The organism is Streptomyces sp. NBC_00461 (genome assembly GCF_036013935.1).
In the GTDB taxonomy this organism is placed as follows: Bacteria; Actinomycetota; Actinomycetes; order Streptomycetales; family Streptomycetaceae; genus Streptomyces.
In genome coordinates this window covers 2,327,562-2,345,356 of record NZ_CP107902.1, presented here as the reverse complement: position 1 = coordinate 2,345,356, position 17,795 = coordinate 2,327,562, and the positions used below count along the sequence as shown (strand labels likewise).

14 protein-coding genes and 1 pseudogene are annotated in these 17,795 nt (G+C 70.3%); 10 read left to right on the top strand and 5 right to left on the bottom strand.

Features of this window, described 5'->3' with window-relative positions:
- Positions 1 to 154 precede the first annotated feature (154 nt).
- Positions 155 to 979, bottom strand: a complete 825-nt coding sequence (locus OG870_RS11205; RefSeq protein WP_266923661.1) for an NAD-dependent epimerase/dehydratase family protein — start codon at positions 977 to 979, stop codon at positions 155 to 157.
- Between the two features lie 231 nt (positions 980 to 1,210).
- On the opposite strand from OG870_RS11205, the gene OG870_RS11200 reads away from it, so the two are divergent.
- Together OG870_RS11200 and OG870_RS11195 are read left to right on the top strand one after the other, a co-directional pair.
- Positions 1,211 to 2,152: a 5-dehydro-4-deoxyglucarate dehydratase gene (locus tag OG870_RS11200; protein WP_266923659.1), complete on the top strand. Its 942-nt coding sequence runs from the start codon at positions 1,211 to 1,213 to the stop codon at positions 2,150 to 2,152.
- Positions 2,149 to 3,312: a hypothetical protein gene (locus tag OG870_RS11195; RefSeq protein ID WP_266585564.1), complete on the top strand. Its 1,164-nt coding sequence runs from the start codon at positions 2,149 to 2,151 to the stop codon at positions 3,310 to 3,312. Before OG870_RS11200 ends, OG870_RS11195 begins: the two co-directional genes overlap by 4 nt.
- Here the strand turns inward: OG870_RS11195 and OG870_RS11190 are convergent.
- Positions 3,249 to 4,484 carry an MFS transporter gene (locus tag OG870_RS11190; RefSeq protein ID WP_266923657.1) on the bottom strand — a complete coding sequence of 412 codons (1,236 nt, stop codon included), beginning with the start codon at positions 4,482 to 4,484 and terminating at the stop codon, positions 3,249 to 3,251. The two genes, OG870_RS11195 and OG870_RS11190, sit on opposite strands and share 64 nt — an antisense overlap.
- Before the next feature lie 146 nt (positions 4,485 to 4,630).
- Here OG870_RS11190 and OG870_RS11185 point away from each other — a divergent pair, with 146 nt between their 5' ends.
- The 6 genes from OG870_RS11185 (at position 4,631) to OG870_RS11160 (ending at position 10,896) form a co-directional block, all read left to right on the top strand.
- The gene (locus OG870_RS11185; protein ID WP_266512074.1) at positions 4,631 to 5,233 is read left to right on the top strand and encodes a TIGR03086 family metal-binding protein; all 603 of its coding nucleotides are present in this window, start codon (positions 4,631 to 4,633) and stop codon (positions 5,231 to 5,233) included.
- Positions 5,234 to 5,390: 157 nt separating this feature from the next.
- A complete protein-coding gene (locus tag OG870_RS11180; RefSeq protein ID WP_266923655.1) occupies positions 5,391 to 6,059 on the top strand; it encodes a GntR family transcriptional regulator in 669 nt (222 codons plus the stop codon).
- Complete coding sequence (locus OG870_RS11175) at positions 6,056 to 6,967, top strand: dihydrodipicolinate synthase family protein (RefSeq protein WP_266585572.1); 912 nt, start codon at positions 6,056 to 6,058, stop codon at positions 6,965 to 6,967. Before OG870_RS11180 ends, OG870_RS11175 begins: the two co-directional genes overlap by 4 nt.
- Entirely contained in the window at positions 6,964 to 8,700 is a 1,737-nt protein-coding gene (araD, locus tag OG870_RS11170; protein WP_266512069.1) for an L-arabinonate dehydratase, read from the top strand. The genes OG870_RS11175 and araD overlap by 4 nt, the downstream gene beginning before the upstream one ends.
- Before the next feature lie 157 nt (positions 8,701 to 8,857).
- A complete protein-coding gene (locus tag OG870_RS11165; RefSeq protein ID WP_327690842.1) occupies positions 8,858 to 10,000 on the top strand; it encodes a Gfo/Idh/MocA family protein in 1,143 nt (380 codons plus the stop codon).
- A gap of 98 nt (positions 10,001 to 10,098) precedes the next feature.
- Positions 10,099 to 10,896 (top strand): HAD family acid phosphatase, encoded by a 798-nt coding sequence (locus OG870_RS11160; protein WP_327690841.1) that lies wholly within the window; start codon positions 10,099 to 10,101, stop codon positions 10,894 to 10,896.
- On the opposite strand, the pseudogene OG870_RS11155 reads toward OG870_RS11160, so the two are convergent.
- Positions 10,889 to 13,064 (bottom strand): annotated as a pseudogene (locus tag OG870_RS11155) (family 43 glycosylhydrolase). The gene OG870_RS11160 and the pseudogene OG870_RS11155 sit on opposite strands and share 8 nt — an antisense overlap.
- A gap of 181 nt (positions 13,065 to 13,245) precedes the next feature.
- On the opposite strand from OG870_RS11155, the gene OG870_RS11150 reads away from it, so the two are divergent.
- A complete protein-coding gene (locus OG870_RS11150) occupies positions 13,246 to 14,400 on the top strand; it encodes a right-handed parallel beta-helix repeat-containing protein (protein ID WP_327690839.1) in 1,155 nt (384 codons plus the stop codon).
- A 292-nt stretch (positions 14,401 to 14,692) separates the two neighbouring features.
- Here OG870_RS11150 and OG870_RS11145 read toward each other — a convergent pair whose 3' ends face one another.
- Both OG870_RS11145 and OG870_RS11140 read right to left on the bottom strand, forming a co-directional pair.
- The gene (locus tag OG870_RS11145; RefSeq protein WP_266585582.1) at positions 14,693 to 15,544 is read right to left on the bottom strand and encodes a hypothetical protein; all 852 of its coding nucleotides are present in this window, start codon (positions 15,542 to 15,544) and stop codon (positions 14,693 to 14,695) included.
- On the bottom strand, positions 15,541 to 16,107 hold the full coding sequence (locus OG870_RS11140; protein ID WP_266512049.1) for a SigE family RNA polymerase sigma factor: 567 nt from the start codon (positions 16,105 to 16,107) through the stop codon (positions 15,541 to 15,543). Before OG870_RS11140 ends, OG870_RS11145 begins: the two co-directional genes overlap by 4 nt.
- 233 nt (positions 16,108 to 16,340) lie before the next feature.
- Here OG870_RS11140 and OG870_RS11135 point away from each other — a divergent pair, with 233 nt between their 5' ends.
- Positions 16,341 to 17,792, top strand: coding sequence for an NCS2 family permease (locus tag OG870_RS11135; protein WP_266512046.1), 1,452 nt, complete (start codon positions 16,341 to 16,343; stop codon positions 17,790 to 17,792).
- Positions 17,793 to 17,795: the final 3 nt, after the last annotated feature.

Sequence of the window (17,795 nt, the reverse complement as noted above, 5' to 3'; positions counted from 1 at the left end):
GCGGAGTGCCCGCCTCGGACCTGCGTGACTGTGAGCGAGGGCGTGAGATCGGGCAGGTGTGGTGCCCGAATGCGACGGCGGGCGGGCCCGTTCGGTGCCCGCCCGCCGTCGCGAACGATCGTTTCGGGCCGCTCGGCGGCCTCGGTGAGGGACGTCAGTACGGCCAGATCGGCGGGTCGTTCACGAAGGCGCCGCCCAGGTAGGCGTGCCCGATGTTCTCCGGGTCCAGCTCGCCCTGCTCGGCGATCAGCTTCTGCGCGTACGGCTCGGAGTCGTCCAGCGGCTCGTAGCCCAGCGCCCGTGCCGTCGACAGGTCCCACCACAGGCGGGTGTTGGCGGAGGAGCCGTAGACGACGGTGTGGCCGACACTCTCTGCGGTCAGGGCCGCGTGGAAGAGGCGGGCGCCGTCCGGCGGGCTCATCCAGATCGACAGCATGCGCACGCTGGTGGGCTCGGGGAAACAGGAGCCGATGCGTACCGACACCGTCTCCAGGCCGTACTTGTCCCAGTAGAGCTGGGCGAGGTCCTCGCCGAAGGACTTGGACAGGCCGTAGAAGGTGTCCGGGCGACGCGGGGTGTCGATGGGGATCAGCACGCTTGAATCAAGAGGTGTGTCGCCCCATGGGTGCGGGGTGAAGCCGACCGCGTGGTTGGAGGAGGCGAAGACGATACGTCCGACGCCTTCCTCGCGCGCGGCCTCGTACAGGTTGTACGTGCCCTCGATGTTCGCCGCGAGGATCTTCTCGAAGGGTGCTTCCAGGGAGATGCCGGCGAGGTGGATGATCGCGTCGACGCCCCGTACGGCCTCGCGCAGGGCCTTCCTGTCGGCGAGATCCGCGGTGACGGCGTCCGGGTCGCCCTCGATCGGGCGCACGTCGAGGAGGCGCAGCTCGTAGCCGAAGGCCGGGAGCAGGTTCCGCATCAGGGTGCCGAGCCCGCCGGCGGCGCCGGTGAGCAGAACGGTGCGTGGGGCTGGCATCCGCGCTTCTCCTTCGGTTGAGCGGCTGTATGCGTGCACGCTATTCACATCCATGGACACGCTAGGGAGCCGGAGCCGGGCCCGTCAAGTATCCCGCAGGCGGCGCGCAGGCGGCGGAAATCAGCTGGTGTGATGCGGGTTGGCGCGCTTGACCGGCCCTGAAGGGGCGGCTTAGCGTGTAGACGTTCAGAAATATAGACGCCGATCATAAACATGGAACCGGGAGCGCCCGTGACGCCAGCCCCCCTCGCCGCGCGACTCAGTATGCCCAGCGGGCCGCTGTTCTTCCCGGTCACCGCCTACGGTCCCGGCGGCTCGGTCGACCTCGACGTGTACCGCGCGCATGTGCGCCGCGGGGTCGAGGCCGGGGCGGCCGCGGTCTTCGCGTGCTGTGGCACCGGTGAGTTCCACGCGCTCACGCCGGAGGAGTTCGAGACCTGCGTGCGGGCGGCCGTCGAGGAGACGGCCGGACGCGTGCCGGTCGTCGCCGGTGCCGGATACGGCACCGCGCTCGCCGTGCGCTACGCCCGCCTCGCCGAGGCCGCCGGTGCGGACGGCCTGCTCGCCATGCCGCCGTACCTCGTGACCGCCGGACAGGAGGGGCTGCTGCGGCACTACCGGGAGGTGGCCGCGGCGACCGGTCTGCCCGTCATCGTCTACCAGCGCGACAACGCCGTGTTCACTCCGGAGAGTGTCGTGGAGCTGGCCCGCACCGACGGGATCATCGGCTTCAAGGACGGCCTCGGCGACCTCGACCTCATGCAGCGCGTCGTCAGCGCCGTACGCACCGAGGCCCCCGGCGACTTCCTCTACTTCAACGGCCTGCCGACCGCCGAACAGACCCAGCTCGCCTACCGCGGCATCGGCATCACGCTCTACTCCTCCGCGGTCTTCTGCTTCGTCCCCGAGATCGCCCTCGCCTTCCACCAGGCCCTCCGGACCGGCGACGACGCCCTCGCGCACCGCCTCCTCGACGGCTTCTACCGCCCGTTCGTCGAGCTGCGCGCGCAGGGGCGCGGCTACGCCGTCGCCCTGGTCAAGGCCGGTGTACGGCTGCGCGGCCTGGACGTGGGGGAGGTCCGGCCGCCCCTGCACGAACCCACCGAGGATCATGTGAAACAGCTCGCCGAGCTGATCGACCGCGGATACGAGCTGCTGGAGGAAGGCAAGTGAAGGCGTCGGCTTTCGTCTACCCCTGGGACGTCAACGGGGACCCCGAGGCCGCCGCGCGCATCGCCGGGCTCGGCGTGCGGCAGGTGACCCTCGCCGCCGCCTACCACTCCACGCGCGCGTTGACGCCCCGCCACCCGCGCCGCCGCATCGTCACGGCCGAGCACGCCGCGGTGCTGTATCCGACCGACGGCCGCTGGGACGGGCGTGCGCTGCGGCCGTACCCGGCCGGCGACTGGGCGCACGGGGACGCCTTCGGCGAGGCCGCGACGGCGCTCGCGGACGCCGGTCTTGAGGTGCACACGTGGGTCGTGCTCGCGCACAACTCCCGCCTGGGCGCCGAGCATCCGGACACCTCCGTCGTCAACGCCTACGGCGACCGCTACCCCTGGGCCCCGTGCATCGCCCAGCCCGCCACGCGCGCTTACCTCGTCGACCTGGCCGCCGAGGCAGCCGTACGACCGGGGGTCCGCGGCACTGAACTGGAGTCACTCGGCTGGTACGGGCTCCAGCATCTGCACGCCCACGACAAGACCGGCGGGGTGCCGCTCGGGGACGCCGGGATGTATCTGATGGCGCTCTGCTTCTGCCCCGCCTGCCGGGAGGGCTACGGCGAACAGGGCCTGGACGCCGACGAGTTGGCGGCCGCCGTGCGCGAGGCGCTTGAACCGCTGTGGCGGGGCGCACCCGACGGCGGGGACTGGGCCGGGGTCGAGAAGCTGCTCGGCGAGGAGAAGGCGGCCGCCACGCGCGCGTGGCGCGACCCGGTCGCCCGCACCCTCCAGGAGACGGCGGTCCGTGCGGTGCGCGACGCGGCGCCCGAGGGCTTCCAGGTGCTGCTGCACGCCGACCCGGTGACCTATCACGTCGGCGCCAACCCGGGCGTCGACCCCGAGCACATCCTGTCCGTCGCGGACGGCGTCGTCGTGCCGTGCGCCGACGGTACGGGCCCGTTGAGTCCCTTCGCCGAACAGGGCCGGGAAGAGGCCGTCATCGCCGCCAACCTCCCCGTGGTCTCGGGGATGGGCGGCAGCCCGGACACCCTGGCCGCGGACGCGGCCGAGGCCCGGGGCCGCGGGGCCACGGAACTGCGGCTGTATCACGCCGGGTTGGCGTCGGACGGGGACCTGGAGGCGGTGCGGTCGGCGCTCGCCGGGCTGTGAAACAGCAAGGCCGCCGTAGCCAGCAGTCCCGCTCCCAGGATCAGCAACAGCAGCCGGTAGTCGGCCAGTTCGACCAGTAGGGCTCCCAGGGCCAGCCCGATCACGTTGGGCGTGAACATCAGCGTGTTGGCCGTGGCGGCCGTACGGCCAAGCAGCGCGTCCGGTGTCTCGCGCTGCACGGCGGTCAGCGCCGCGATCAGAACGCACGGCAGTCCCACTCCGCTCGCGGCGCTGCAGGCCAGGGTCACCGGCTCGGAGGGGACGGCCCGCACGGCCACGGCTCCGGCGGTGAGGGCGATGCCGCACGCGGCGAACCGCCGCTCGCCGAGAAGGCGCAGCGCGGGCCCGGACAGCAGCCCGACCGCCACCGAGCCGGCGCCCTGTACGGCGTACAGCACACCGGCGTAGGCGGGCGAGTGCCCGAGGCCCGCGACGACCGCGTAGAGCAACGCGCCGCCGACGCCCGCGAAGAGCATCATGGCGCCGCCCGCCAGGACCAGCGGGCGCAGACGCGGGTGGTGCCGGAGGTGGCGGGCGCCCTCCGTCATCCGTTCGCGCCAGGTGCCGACGGGCGGCTCAGGTCTGCGCTCGGGGACGCGGAGCCGGCAGAGCACACCCGTGGCGAGCACGAACGTCACGGCATCCAGGAGGGCGACGCTGCCACCGCCGTACGCCGAGTACAGGCCCGCCCCGGCCAGGGGTGCCAGCAGCTTCATGCCCTCGGTCGCCGTCATGCGCAGCCCGTTGAAATCGCCGAGCAGGGCCGCGGGTACCACCGCGGTGACGAGAGCGGACTCGGCCGCGTCATGGACGACGCCCGCGGCGCCGTAGACGAACAGGACCGCGTACAGGAGCCACAGGTCCCTTCGGGAGTCGACGGTGAGGAGGGTGAGCAGCAGGGCGGCCAGGAGCAGGTTCGAGCAGATCAGGAGGGGTTTGCGGCGGGCGCGGTCGGCGAGGGTGCCGAGCGCCGGCCCGGCCAGGGTCGGTGCCCACATGGCGAGCAGGCACAGCGCGGCCAGGCCGTCGGAGCCGGTGAGGACCTTGACCCACACACCGGAGGCCAGCCACAGCGCCGAGGTACCGAAGCCGGAGACCACCACGCAGCTGAGATACAGCCGGGCGTTGCGCTCCCGCAGGACGCGGGGCGCCGCCCAGGTCGATGTCGTCATGCCTGGCCATCGTGGAGCTAAGGCCCTGCCCGGGGGATGGGGCAGGTGCCCTATGTCCCCACGGCGATGAGTTTCCGGTCGCCGACCGGTCTACTCCTTCAGAACCAGAACCAGAACCAGGACCAGAAGCGTGAGGAATGCTGCGGATGACTGATACGACCCTCGACCTCGGACCACAGACGCGTGTGATCGCTCGGCTCGTGGAGGGCGTGCGCGAGGAGCAGCTGACGGCGCCGACGCCCTGTCCCGACTGCGCGGTGCACAACATGCTGGGCCATCTGCTCGGCCTGTCCGTCGCCTTCCGTGACGCCGCCCGCAAGGACCTGGGCGCCACGACCGATACCGCCCCGGACGCCGCCGCACCCGACATCGGCCCCGACTGGCGCGCGGAGTTCCCGAAGGTTCTCGACGAACTGGCCGACGCCTGGCGTGCCCCCGACGCCTGGACCGGGATGACCCGCGCGGGCGGAGTCGACCTGCCCGGCGCGGTCGCCGGCGCCGTCGTGGTCGACGAGCTGGTGATCCACGGCTGGGACCTGGCCCGAGCCACCGGCCAGCCCTACGACCCCGACCCGCCCGCCCTCCAGGTCTCCCACGACTTCCTCCTGGCCGCGGCCAACGACCCGAGCCGGGGCGGCGGCATCTTCGGCCCCGTGGTCCCGGTCCCCGCGGACGCGCCCCTGCTGGACCACGCGGTGGGCCTGAGCGGACGGGACCCCGGCTGGCGGACGGGGGCCCAGGGGGCATAGGGCCTGGCCGACCCGGAGCCAAGCATTGACGAACCCTGCGCCCCCTCCTACCGTCAACGCGTCGGACTTCATACGTCATATATGAGACGCGATACACGAGATCAGGTACGCGACGTCGGATACCCGGGATCTGACACGTGACTTCCGAGAGGCGCGCATGACCTCTGTGCCCATGCCCATGCCCATCCCGATCCCGTCCCGCACGCAGTACGTGCTGGATGCGATCAAGCACCGCATTCTCACCGGGCAGTTGACGCCTGGCCAGGCGTTGGTCGAGACCGAGTTGGCCGCGCAGTTCGGGGTGTCCAAGACCCCTGTGCGTGAGGCGCTCAAGACGCTGGCCGGTACTGGGCTGGTGGTGATGAGCCAGTACAAGGGCGTCACGGTGCGCATGGTGGACGCGGACATGGCGCGCGAGGTCTACGACGTGCGGCTGCTGCTGGAACCGGAGGCGCTCCGGCGCGCGGTGCGGCGCGGCGCCTCTCTCGACTCCGCGCGTGACGCGCTCACCCGGGCCGACGACGCGACCGACGCCGCCGAACGCTCCCTCGCCAACCGGGAGTTCCACCGCGCCCTCTACGTGCCGTGCGGCAACCCCCTGCTCGGCCGGATGCTCGACGAGGTCCGCGACCAGGCCGCCCTCGTCGCCGCCGTGGCCTGGGCCGCCCAGCCGTCCTGGGAGCGGGAGGCGGCCGAGCATCGCGAGATCCTGCGGCTCGCCGTGGAGGGTGACGCGGACGCGGCGGCGCGTGCGCTCCACGCCCACATCGCGTCCTTCGTCCAGCGGTCGTTCCCCGAGTCGCCGCAACAGGAAGGCCAGGAATGAGCAGCGTGACGTTCGAGACCCAGCGGGCGGCCCTGGCCGACGTGGTGGCGATCCCGGTGACACCGTTCGCCGAGGACGGCACCGTCGACCAGGAGGCCCACCGGGCCCTGCTGCGTCGGCTGCTCGACGGCGGCGTCGGGATCCTCACCCCGAACGGCAACACCGGCGAGTTCTACACCCTCAGCCCCGAAGAGCGCAGCCTGGTCACGGAGTTGACCGTGGACGAGGCCGGTGACCGCGCCGCGATCCTCGTCGGGGTCGGTCACGACGTGCCCACCGCAGTCGCCTCCGCACGCCACGCCCGCGAACTCGGCGCCCGGATGGTGATGGTCCATCAGCCCGTCCACCCGTACGTCTCCGAGGGCGGCTGGGTCGACTACCACCGTGCCATCGCCGAGGCCGTCCCCGAGCTGGGCGTCGTCCCGTACATCCGCAACCCCCAGCTGCCCGGCGCCCGCCTGGCCGAACTCGCCGACGCCTGCCCGAACGTCATCGGCGTCAAGTACGCCGTACCGGACGCCGTCAGGTTCGCCGCCTTCGCGCGGGACGCGGGGCTCGACCGCTTGGTGTGGATCGCCGGGCTCGCCGAGCCGTACGCCCCCTCGTACTTCTCCGCGGGCGCCACCGGCTTCACCTCAGGACTCGTGAACGTCGCCCCGTCCGTCTCTCTGCACATGATGGAGGCGCTGCGATCCGGTGACCACGCGGCCGCCATGAAGGTCTGGGAGCAGATCCGCCGCTTCGAGGAACTGCGTGCGGCCGGCGGCTCCGCCAACAACGTCACCGTCGTCAAGGAGGCCCTCGCCTCCCTCGGCCTGTGCCGCCGCGACGTCCGACCGCCGAGCAGCGCGCTGCCGGAGGACGAGCGCGCGGAGGTCGCCGCCATAGCCGCGGAGTGGTCCCTGTGAACGCCCCCGGCAGAAAGCGCCCGGAAGAGCTCAGGAGCCATCAGTGGTACGGCGCCGACGGCCCGCTGCGCACCTGGTCGCACAACGCCCGTATGCGCCAGCTCGGCTACGAGGCGGAGGAGTACCGGGGCCGCCCGGTGATCGCGGTCCTGAACACCTGGTCCGACATCAACCCCTGCCACGTCCATCTTCGTGAGCGCGCCGGGGCCGTCAAGCGCGGGGTGTGGCAGGCCGGGGGCTTCCCGCTCGAGTTCCCGGTCGCCACGCTCTCCGAGACGTACCAGAAGCCGACCCCGATGCTCTACCGCAACCTGCTCGCGATGGAGACGGAGGAACTGCTGCGCTCCTATCCGATCGACGCGGCGGTGCTGCTCGGCGGCTGCGACAAGTCGACGCCGGCGCTGCTCATGGGCGCGGCCTCGGCCGACGTACCGTCGGTCTTCGTCCCTGCGGGTCCGATGCTGCCGGGACACTGGCGCGGTGAGACCCTCGGGTCCGGTACCGACATGTGGAAGTACTGGGACGAGCACCGTGCGGGCAACCTGACGGACTGTGAACTACGGGAGCTGCAGGGCGGGTTGGCGCGTTCTCCCGGTCACTGCATGACCATGGGTACCGCCTCCACGATGACCGCGGCGGCGGAGGCCCTCGGTATGACGCTGCCGGGCGCCTCATCGATCCCGGCCGTCGACTCCGGGCACGAGCGGATGGCCGCCGCCTCCGGGCGGCGCGCCGTGGAGCTCGCCTGGACCGGGCTCAAGCCGTCCGGGATCCTCACCCGCGAAGCCTTCGAGGACGCCGTCACCACGGTGCTCGCGCTCGGCGGCTCCACCAACGCGGTCATCCATCTGATCGCGATGGCGGGACGCTGCCAAGTGCCGCTCGCCCTCGACGACTTCGACCGCATCGCGCGCACCGTGCCGGTGCTCGCGAACGTCCGGCCCGGTGGACGGACGTACCTCATGGAGGACTTCCACTTCGCCGGCGGCCTGCCCGCCTTCCTCTCGCGGATCACCGACCTGCTGCACCTGGACCGGCCGACCGTGTGCGGCACCCTGGGGGAGCAGATCGAGGGCGCCGTCGTCCACAACGACGACGTCATCCGCACCCGCCGGAACCCGGTCGCCGGCGAGGGCGGGGTCGCGGTCCTGCGCGGCAACCTCTGCCCCGACGGCGCCGTCATCAAGCACATCGCCGCCGAACGACACCTGCTCAGGCACACCGGTCCCGCCGTCGTCTTCGACGATTACAGGACCATGCAACGCACCATCGACGAACCGGAGTTGAACATCACTGCCGACAGTGTGCTGGTGCTGCGCAACGCCGGTCCCAAGGGCGGCCCCGGCATGCCCGAGTACGGGATGCTGCCGATCCCCGACCATCTGCTCAAGCAGGGTGTGCGGGACATGGTGCGGATCTCCGACGCCCGGATGAGCGGCACGAGTTACGGCGCGTGCGTGCTGCACGTCGCGCCCGAGTCGTACATCGGCGGACCACTCGCCCTCGTCCGCTCCGGGGACCTCATCACTCTCGACGTCGAGGCGCGCGCCCTGCATCTCCACGTGGACGACGAGGAGTTGGAGCGGCGCAGGGCGGACTGGACGCCGCCGCCCACCCGTTACGAGCGCGGCTACGGCGCGCTCTACAACGAGCAGATCACCCAGGCCGACACCGGCTGCGACTTCGAGTTCCTGGCCCGCCCGGGCAAGGTCGCCGACCCGTACGCGGGCTGAACCACCGCGCCACCCCGGCGGCGCGCCGTGCCTCCGCCATCCCCCGCCTCCCGTGCCTGCTGACCGGAGCTGGACGCCTACCCTGCATACAAAGATCGGCAGCGTCGCGGTGGCCGACCGTCAGGGGGCGTGCGGCGCGGGCGCAGGGAGGACCCCCATGACCGTACCCATCGTTCTCGCGGGCGCACGAGGCCACGGCCGCTGGCACCTCGACAACATCCGCCGCCTCCAGGACAAGGGGGTCGTCCGGCTGGCGGGCATCTGCGAGCTGACCCCGCTGACCGGGGAGGAGATCCCGGACGGCCTCGGCACACCCGAGCAGTCCGCCGACTTCGGCGCCCTCCTCGACTCCACCGGCGCCCGGATCGCCGTCGTCTGCACGCCGATCCCGACCCACGCCGACCTGGCGCTCACCGCCGCAGGGAAGGGTGTGCACCTGCTCCTTGAGAAGCCGCCCGCGCCGTCGTACGCCGAGTTCCGCCGGATGGCCGACGGGATAGCCGAGGCGGGCGTGGCCTGTCAGATCGGCTTCCAGTCACTGGGCTCGCACGCCGTGCCGGCGATCCTCGGGATGGTCGCCGAGGGCGCGATCGGCGAGCTGGTCGGGGTCGGCGGGGCCGGCGCCTGGGCGCGGGCCGAGGCCTACTACCGGCGGGCGCCCTGGGCGGGCAGGCGGCGCCTCAACGGCGTCGACGTGATCGACGGAGTGCTGACCAACCCCCTCGCGCACGCCGTCGCCACCGCCCTGGCCCTCAACGGCACCACGGGCGCCGAGGACGTCACCGGGATCGAGACCGAGCTGCTGCGCGCCAACGACATCGAGTCCGACGACACCTCCTGCGTCCGTGTGACCACCGCCCACGGCGGCCGGGTCACCGTCGCCGCGACCCTGTGCGCCGAGGACCCCGGCGAGCCGTATGTCGTCGTGCACGGCACCGGAGGCCGGATCACCTTCTGGTACAAGCAGGACCGCGTCCTGCTCCAACGCGCCGGCCACGGTCCCGAGGAGTACGAGTACGGCAGCACCGACCTGCTGGAGAACCTGGCCGACCACCTCACGGACGGCACCGGACTGCTGGTCACTCCTGCCTCGACCGGTGCTTTCATGAAGGTCGTCGAAGCGATTCGGCTGGCCCCCGACCCGGCCCCGCTGCCGGCCGGGGCCTGGCACCTGATCCCCGACGAGGACCGCAGGGTCGTCCCCGGCATCGACGGCCTCGTCGCGGCCGCCGCCGACACCCTCGCCCTCTACTCGGAGCTCGGCGCCCCCTGGGCCCTGCCGAAGGAGCCGAGCACCTGATGCGTCCAGGGCGCTTGACCCGTTTTTTGCCCGTGGAACAGATATCGATCGGGCAACGGGTCTCGCGCCCACGGGGGTGACGCGCGTAGAAACCTGTCATGCATAAGCCACTGCGTATCGCGGCCATCACCGCGGCGTGTGCCCTCACCGGCGCCGCTGTCTACGGGGCCGGTGCGGCCACGGCCGGACAGTCCACGGCCAACTCCACCCACGAGCCTTACAACATCGGGCTCCTGGTGAAGGACATCGACACCTACTACGGCACCACGGCGGACGCGGACGGCGTGTACCAGGCGTCCGCGTACAGCCCGTACGCCAAGGATCTGGCGCGTATCGACTCCGCCGCTCGCAAGTACATCGACCAGGCGGCCCGCAAGGCCCACCACCGGGGTGAGAAGCCCGCGGTCGTCTTCGACATCGACGACACCCTGCTGCTCAGCCTCGACTACGAGAAGCGCTACAACTACACGTACAACTCCGCCACTTGGGCGGCGTACGTCAACAAGGCGGACCGCCCGGGCGTCTTCGGCAGCGCCGAGCTCGTCCGGTACGCGCAGCAGAAGGGCGTCGAGGTCTTCTACAACTCCGGCCTCAGCGAGGCGCAGCGCACCGCGGCGGTCGAGAACCTGAAGAAGACCGGCGCCGACGTGAACCTCGACGCCGGCCACATGTTCCTCAAGGACGCCGCGAACCCGCCGTCCTACCTGAGCGCCTGCGCCACTCCGGGCACCTGGACCTGCACGACCGTGCAGTACAAGTCCGGTACGCGCAAGCACATCGAGAAGGACCTCGGGTACGAGATCGTCGCCAACTTCGGGGACCAGTACTCGGACCTGGACGGCGGCTACGCCGACCGGACGTACAAGATCCCGAACCCGACGTACTTCGTCAGCTAGAACGCACCGGCCCGACCGATTCGAGGGTCGGCAGCACCGGCTCGATGGTCCCGTCCGCCGCGAACGTCAGGCGGTCGACGGTCGTCTCGCGGTGCATGCCGTCACCGCAGGGCTTCCCGGGGCCGTTCAGGGCGAACCGGTGATAGACGATGTACCAGTCGTCGGTGCCGGGGGTGTTCACCACGGAGTGGTGGCCGGTCCCGAGGATCCCGTACTCGGGCCGCTTCGAAAGGATCGTCCCCCGCTCGGTCCACGGGCCGAGCGGGGACGGTCCCGTCGCGTAGGCGACGTGGTAGTTCTCGCTGCGGGTGTCGTCCTCGGACCACATGAAGTAGTACGTGCCCCTGCGCTTGATCACGAAGGATCCCTCGCGGAAGTTGTCCGGGGTGATGTCCTTCACCTTCGTCGCGTCGTACGACACCATGTCGTCGTTCAGCGGCACGACGTACCCGTGGCCGTTGCCCCAGTAGAGATACGACGTCCCGTCGTCGTCCGTGAAGACGGCCGGGTCGATCATCTGGCCGCTCAACGTCCCCTTGGCCACGAGGGGTTCGCCCAGCGCGTCCTTGAACGGACCGGCCGGCGAGTCGGCGACCGCGACCCCTGTCTGCTGCTCGGCGCAGAAGTAGAAGTAGTACCTGCCGTCGCGCTCGGCGATCGCCGGGGCCCACGCATACGTGTCCGCCCAGGACACGTCCGTGCCCAGGTCCAGGACGACCCCGTGGTCCGTCCAGTGGACCAGGTCCCTCGACGAGTACGCCTTGAACCGCGTCCCGCTCCAGCCCGGGAAGCCGTCCGTCGTCGGGTAGATCCAGTACCGGCCGTCCAGATGGCGCACGTCCGGGTCGGCGTTGAGGCCGGGCAGGACCGGACTGCGCGTGGGCACCGCCTCGACGGTCCAGGTGCGGCTCGTGCCGTCGGCCGCCTTCACCGTGTACGTCTGCGGCGTGCGGAAGTCGCGCCGGGTACCGGACGCGGGGCTCACGGTCGCGCCGGCACCCACATCGATCCGCGGGGCGAGGCTGGAGAGATCGGCGTCCGGCCGCATCGGCAGCACGACCTTCGAGGAGGCCTCCGTGACGACGGCGTACCCCTTCTGGCCCTCGGCCGTCGCGTCCACGACCGAGGTGGAGGTGGCTGGATACGCGGCCAGCAGCCGGTCGTACTCGGCCTGGGTCACCGGCATCACCGTGCCGTGCCGCGGACTTGCCGGCAGCTGGTGGTTCGTGGACATCGTCCACTTGCCCGAGTCGAGGTCGGTGGTCTCGAAGGGGACGTAGCCCCGCTCGCCGAACTCGTCGATGAACAGGTACCACTTCTTCTCGGTGTTGGACCTGAAGACCGTGGGCCCCTCGCCGCGGTCGATCGAGCCGCTGCCGACGCAGTCGGAGACGAGGCCGTACGTGGTCGACGTCAGGCTCGTCGACTTCTCGCCGGTGATGAACTGCGAGCAGGGCGAGCCGGAGGACAGGTCGCGCTCGTCCTTGGTGTAGCGGTAGTAGGTGTCCCTGTACTTCACGACCGTCGAGTCGATCACCGAGTGGCCGGGGTCGTCCCAGACCTTCGGCTCGCTGAAGGTGCGGAAGTCCTTCGTCGTCGCGTACAGCATCTTGTTGTACGTCGATCCGGTGTGGCCGGGGTCGTCGTCGGCGTACAGCTTCGACGCCCAGAAGACGACGTACTCACCGAGGCTGTCGTCCCAACAGGCCTCCGGCGCCCAGGCGTTGCCCGCATGGTCCGGGGCCACCTTCACCAGACGCCCCTCGGTCCAGTGGACCAGGTCGGTGGACTCCCAGATCATGATCGACTTGCTGCCGTGCCGCTGCACGTCGTCCCAGCTGCCGCTGCTGTTGTCGTACATCCTGAGGTCGGTGGCGATCAGGTGGAACGAGTCGCCCTTCGGGGAGCGGATCACGAACGGATCGCGCAGCCCCTTCCCGCCGGTCGTCGACGTCAGGACCGGCTTGCCCTGGTTGAGCTCGCGCCAGTGCAGGGGGTCGTTGCCGCGGCTGAGGGCATAGCGGATCTGCTCGCCGTCCGCGGTGCCCTCGCCGGTGAAGTAGGCGAAGAGATAGCCGGCGTACTCGGGGTGGTTCACGGGCGGGGCTCCTGGATTGCGCGGTACTGGGCGGGGCGGTGAACGGACTGCGGCGCCATCGGAGTGTCACCAGCGGGGAAACAGCACGTCAACCGGTGAACGCGGGGGGAGAGCCGTCGAAAGTTTCGCTTGCTTTCGAGGGCGGCAGGGGCAACCTCTTGTGGCCATGGCGGCGACTGGGGTGCAGAAACGGGCCGGGGAGGCCCCCCTCCGGCCCGTTTCGTCCCCGTCTCCCAGGAAAGGAACGCCCCGTGCGACTCAGCACCGGACGCCACCGCAGAACGCGCACTCTTTCCATCGCCGCCGCCGTGGCCCTCTCCGCCGGAGCGGGCGGCGTCTGTCTCGGCCTGTCGGGCGGCGGCGCCCAGGCCGCCACGACGACGGTCACCGTGTCCACGACGGCCCAACTGGAGTCGGCCGTGAGGAACGCGGCCGCGGGCACCGTCATCCAGGTGCGCGCCGGCACCTACTACCCGACGGCCACCCTCAAGTCCACGGCCGGCGGCACGAGTTCGAACCGCATCATCCTGCAGGCGTACGGCAGCGAGAAGGTGAGGATCGACGGCTCCAGGCTGCCCGCCGGCTCCTGGCTCACCGGGATCTACGGCAGCTACTGGACGGTCCAGAACCTCACCTTCCAGAACTCCCCGGCCCAGGGATTAGTCGTCACCTCGTCCACCGGCGGCATCTTCAAGAACCTGGTCACCGCCGACAACGGCGACTCCGGGTTCACGCTGCGCGGCGACAACACGGTGAACAACCTCGTCCAGAACCTGGACAGTTACGGCAACTACGACCCCGCCGGGCACGGGCAGAACGCCGACGGCATCGCGATCAAGTTCGGCTCGGGGACGGGCAACAAGGTCACGGGTGCCCGCCTGTACAACAACTCGGACGACGGCCTCGACCTGTGGCAGTTCTCCTCGCCGGTCACCGTCGAGCACTCCTGGGCCTTCGGCAACGGCAGGAACCGCTGGAACGACTCCGCCTTCGAGGGCAACGGCAACGGCTTCAAACTGGGCGGCGGGGGCGTCGCGGTCGCGCACGTCGTCAACAACAACGCGGCCTGGGACAACACGCTGAACGGGTTCACCGAGAACTCCAACACCGGCGCCATCGCCCTCAACCGCAACACCGCGTACGCCAACACCGAGACCGGCTTCTACTTCGCCACGGGCAGGGCCCGGCTCGCGCGCAACCTCGCCGTGGGCGACAAAGGCGGCCCGGACAAGCTGGGTCCGTCCGCCGTCTCCGCCGCGAACAACTGGGACAGCGGGGTGAGTACGCTGGCCTTCCGGTCGACGGACGCGACGACGGCATACGGGGCGCGCAAGCCGGACGGCTCGCTGCCCGCGACGACGTTCCTGACGACGGGTCCCACCACGATCGGATCCACCATGAACTGACCGGGTGGACCTAGAGGTCGAAGCGCCCCCGCCGGCCGTCGCCGGCGGGGGCGCTCTGTCGCCGACGAGGGGGGCTCAGTCGGCGGCTGCCGGCCGAGGGGGGCTCAGACCGGCAGGTACAGGTGGTGTTCGTGTGCCACGCACTGGTAGGGACGTCGAAAGCGGACGCCCGGTTGGTCGCTGACGGCGATTATCGTCTCGAAGATCACGGACTTGAAGATCACGGTCGTGAAACCTTGCGCCTTCTGGTCGCCACCGGCGAGGAAAGGGTTGCCGTGGCGGCGGAACTTTTTTACGAGTCACCCGTGGCGCCCGTCTGAGCCGCGAAGCCGCCGCTCACCGCGTACTGCTTTCCGCCCGCCGTGGCCTTGACCGTGTAGCTGTCGTCCTTGGCGTTCCGGGCGCCGCGCGCGTGGTCGTACTGCCCGGCGAACTCCCACTCGCCCTTGGGGACCGAACGGCCCTCCTTGAGTACCCACGTGTAGACCAGGAAGCCGTCCTGCTCGCCGATCGTGAGGTCGAAGTCCTTCTCCGGCAGCGCGCGCCAGGCACCGGTCGAGCTGACCCCGCCGGTCTGCGCGACCTTCAACTGCACGGTGAGGGAGGTGAACTGCTCGGCGTTCTTCAGGGTGAGATCGCTCTGCGCCCAGAATTCGTTGCTTTTCGGGTCCACCGAGCCCACTGACCACAGCGGACCGTCCTGCTCGCCGGCCGCGGGCGGCAGCACGGAGGAAGAGGGCTTCGTGGAGGGGGTGTTGTCCGCCCTGGAGGACCCGGACGATCTGCTCGGCGCCGGTTCCACCGGCGGGACGGGCGCGCGGCTCATCGTCGCGTCCGGCGACGGCGTGGGCGTCGGGGAGACCGTGACCGTCTGCTGCTGCGGGTGAGTGTCGTCCTTCACCGCGGACGCCACCGCGTAACCGCCGACCGCGAGCATGCCCGCGACCGCGGCCGTCGCACCGACCACGCGTGCCCAGCCCCACACCGGCGGACGGGTCGCCCGGTGGCCGGCGCGGTCGCTCGTGTCCCGCTCGCTCATGCCCCGCTCGACGCGCGCCAGGATCCTGGCCCGGTTGGGCTCGTGCGTCCGGGCCGCCTCGTGCAGCCGGGCGCGCAGCTCGTCGTGCACGTCCTGCTGCTTCATCGGTCCGTTCCTTCGCTCTTGCCGCCACGCACCATCGCCGCGTGCACCCTGTGCGGCACGCGCTGGGAGCCCAGCAGCGTGCGCAGCTCGGCCATCCCCTTGGATGTCTGGGACTTAACCGTACCCACGGAAACACCCAGGGCGAGAGCGGTGTCCTTCTCCGACAGATCGAACGCGTGCCGCAGCACCACACACGCCCGCTTCCGGAACGGCAGCCTGCGCAAGGCCTCCTGAACGTCAACGACGCCCGCTATGTCGGGATTCTCGGTTTTCTCCTCGCGCTGCGACCAGAACAGCGAGATCCGCCGGCGCTCGCGCACCACGCTGCGGATCCGGGTGCGGGCCAGGTTGGCGACGACTCCGCGGGCGTAGGCGACCGGGTGGTCCGCCGCGCGCACCCGGTCCCAGCGGTGCCACAGCGCGAGCAGCGCGTCGGCCGCGAGATCGTCGGCGGCGTCCGCCTCGCCGGTCAACAGATGGGCGAGCCGGGACAGTTCGGCGTAGTGCCGCTCGAAGAAGGCATGGAACTCCACGGAGGCTGCGTCGTCGACGACAGTGCCCACGGGCGAACCTCTCTGTGCGTGTCATGCGAATGACATGTGATCGTGCGGTGTGTCCCGGTCAGGATCCGGAAGCGTAGCAGCGATCAACCCCTTGCTTCGTACAGGACTTCGAACGCAGTCTGACGGGTCGACTCCGATTCCGTAACACGGAGAAAACCTGAAACCCGTTCAAGACGGGAACAATCCAGCCAGCATCCGCACACTGATCAATCAGGCAACGAGGAGTACCCGCCATGTCCGACACCCAGAAGACGGCCGACCGGCCAAGTGCCGCGCCACCAGCGGCGAACGGCGTCGACCGGTTCTTCAGGATCTCCGAGCGGGGATCCACCTTCGGCCGGGAGATACGCGGCGGGTTCGCCACGTTCTTCACGATGGCCTACATCCTTGTCCTGAATCCCATCATCCTCGGCAGCGCGAAGGACAAGTTCGGCCACACCCTCGACACCGGCCAGCTCGTCACCGCCACCGCCCTGGTGGCCTGTGTGATGACGATCATCATGGGTGTCGGCGGCAACCTCCCGCTCGCCATCGCGGCGGGCCTCGGCCTCAACGCCGTGGTCGCCTTCCAGCTCGCCCCGCTGATGAGCTGGCCGGACGCGATGGGCCTGGTCGTCCTCGAAGGCATCCTGATCTGTGTCCTGGTGCTCACCGGACTGCGCGAGGCGATCATGAACGCCATTCCGCAGCAGCTCAAGCAGGCCATCGGTGTCGGCATCGGCCTGTTCATCGCGTTCATCGGCTTCGTCGACGCCGGGTTCGTCAGCCGGATCCCGGACGTGGCCCAGACCACCGTGCCGGTCCAGCTGGGCGCGGTCGGCCGGCTGACCGGCTGGCCCGTTCTGGTGTTCTGTCTCGGCGTGCTGCTCACCATCGCGCTGCTCGCGCGCAAGGTGAAGGGCGCCATCCTGATCAGCATCGTGACCATGACGATCGTCGCGATCATCATCGACGCGGTGGCGGACATCAAGAGCTGGGGCCTGACCACCCCGCACGTGCCTGACAAGATCGTCTCCACCCCGGACTTCGGACTCGTCGGTCACTTCAGCCTGTTCGGCGGCTTCGCGAAGGCCGGCATCCTCACCGCGGTCCTGCTGGTGTTCACGCTGATCCTGTCGGACTTCTTCGACGCCATGGGCACCATCGTCGGCATCAGCGCCGAGGCCGGGCTGCTCGACGAGGACGGGCAGGTGCCGGGCATCGGCCGCGTGCTGTTCATCGACGGCGCCGCGGCCGTGGCGGGTGGCCTCGGGTCGGCCTCGTCCAACACCGCGTACATCGAGTCGGCGGCGGGCGTCGGCGAGGGCGCGCGGACCGGATTCGCGAACCTGATCACGGGCGGGATGTTCGGCCTCGCGCTGTTCCTCACCCCGCTGCTGACGATCGTCCCGCTGCAGGCCGCCGCGCCCGCCCTGATCGCCGTCGGCTTCCTGATGATGACCCACGTCAAGCACATCGACTGGGACCGGTACGAGATCGCCATCCCGGCGTTCCTGACGATCGCCACGATGCCGTTCACGTACTCGATAACGGACGGCATCGGGGCGGGCTTCCTGGCCTACGTCCTCATCAAGGCGGTGCTGGGAAAGGCCAAGGAGGTGCACTGGCTGCTGTGGGCGGTGTCGGCACTGTTCCTGGTGTACTTCGCGATCGATCCGGTGGAGCAGATCCTGGGCGTGAAGTAGCCG